This window comes from Thomasclavelia saccharogumia DSM 17460 (assembly GCF_000686665.1).
GTDB lineage: Bacteria > Bacillota_I > Bacilli_A > Erysipelotrichales > Coprobacillaceae > Thomasclavelia > Thomasclavelia saccharogumia.
Map to the genome: position 1 here is coordinate 1 of NZ_JMLH01000128.1, position 1,828 is coordinate 1,828.

At 28.9% G+C, this 1,828-nt stretch carries 2 protein-coding genes and 1 pseudogene; all 3 read left to right on the forward strand.

Going from position 1 to position 1,828, the window contains the following annotated elements; all coding sequences use genetic code 11:
• Positions 1 to 135: pseudogene (locus tag BR82_RS16155) on the forward strand (glycerol-3-phosphate cytidylyltransferase); the annotation flags it as partial.
• A gap of 12 nt (positions 136 to 147) precedes the next feature.
• Positions 148 to 1,344, forward strand: a complete 1,197-nt coding sequence (locus BR82_RS0114480) for a polysaccharide biosynthesis C-terminal domain-containing protein (protein WP_027090738.1) — start codon at positions 148 to 150, stop codon at positions 1,342 to 1,344.
• Between the two features lie 108 nt (positions 1,345 to 1,452).
• Positions 1,453 to 1,767: a hypothetical protein gene (locus BR82_RS16160; RefSeq protein ID WP_051592862.1), complete on the forward strand. Its 315-nt coding sequence runs from the start codon at positions 1,453 to 1,455 to the stop codon at positions 1,765 to 1,767.
• Positions 1,768 to 1,828: the final 61 nt, after the last annotated feature.

Consider the following 1,828-nt stretch of genomic DNA (forward strand, 5'->3'; position numbering starts at 1 on the left):
GTTGATATTTTTGTCATGGGCGATGATTGGAAAGGGAAATTTGATTTTTTAAAAGATTATTGTGAAGTAGTATATTTACCTCGTACAGAAGGTATTTCGACTACAAAAATTAAAAATGATTTATATAAATATTAGAAAAGAGGCTATATGAAAATCTTAGTTACAGGAGCTAAAGGTTTTGTAGGACAAAACCTTGTATCTTCATTAAAAAATATTAGAGATGGTAAAGATAGAACAAGGAATATTGTTATTGAAGAAATATATGAATATGATGTAAATTCTACTAAAGAACAATTGGATAAATATTGTAGCGATTGTGATTTTGTTTTTAATCTAGCTGGGGTCAATAGACCTAAGAATCAAAATGAATTTATGGAAGGTAATTTTGATTTTGCTAGTACACTGTTAAATACTTTAAAAAAATACAACAATAAATGTGGTGTAATGCTTTCATCATCAATACAGGCAACATTACTTGGTAGATATGCAGGTAGTGAATATGGTAAGAGCAAATTAGCTGGAGAAAAGTTATTCTTTGAATATGGGAGAGATAATGGTGTTAATGTATTTGTTTATCGCTTCCCTAATTTGTTTGGTAAGTGGTGTCGACCTAATTATAATAGTGCTGTAGCAACTTTCTGTAATAATATTGCCAATGATTTAGAAATAACTGTTAATGATTCTAGTGTTGAATTAGAGTTATTATATATTGATGATTTAATTATTGAGATGTTGGATATTTTGGAAGGAAAAGAACATCATTGTGTATTTGATGGTGTTAATGCTGTTGAAGATAAAAATGGCAAATATTGTTTTGTTCCTATAACTTATAAGGTAACTTTAGGAAAGATTGTTGAATTATTAGATAGATTTAAAAATCAACCACTAAACTTAATAATGCCAGAAATACCAGAAGGAAGTTTTGTTAAGAAATTATATAGTACTTATCTTTCTTATTTACCAAAGGATAAAGTTATTTTTCCTTTAAAGATGAATATTGATGAAAGAGGAAGTTTCACTGAATTACTAAAAACAGAAAACTGTGGGCAGTTCTCCGTCAATATTTCTAAACCAGGCATTACTAAAGGACAACATTGGCACCATAGTAAATGGGAATTCTTTATTGTGGTATCTGGTCATGCTTTGATTCAGGAAAGAAAAATAGGAAGTGATGAAATAATTGAGTTTGAAGTATCAGGTGACAAAATTGAAGCAGTACATATGTTACCAGGATATACCCACAATATTATTAATTTGTCAGATACAGATAATCTTATAACAATAATGTGGGCAAATGAGAGATTTGATCCAGAACATCCAGATACATATTATGAAGAAGTATAAAAAAGAAGTAAAACGCACTTTTAATAAAGTATATAATAATGAAGGATAAGATATTGTATTGCAACGATAGACCGATTTGGGTATTATATACTTAAGGAAGTGATGAAAATGATGATGGAAATGGTATTAAGTGAGAAAAAGGCTAAAGAAAATAACATTGATATTGATGAGTGCTATGAAAAAGTAGATCGTTTTTTTAAAAAAAGAGGCGTTAAAAAATTATCTAAAGGAGTGTACTTAGGCAGTAAAAAAGATTTTAATACTTTTATGACTGCACAATGGGATCTACCAGAATCAGCATGGTTTTTAAAAATAGTAGACAAGTGGTATTTTCGTTACGAAGGCGATACGATCGAATATCGAGAAGATGCATTAGAATCATATTATCGAGTTGAAGAGAGAAATGCCGACTATCCATGGTAGAAAAGCAATAAATTTTGATTTAAATGATAATCTTCTAAAAAAATATTATCCTTCAAAAAGT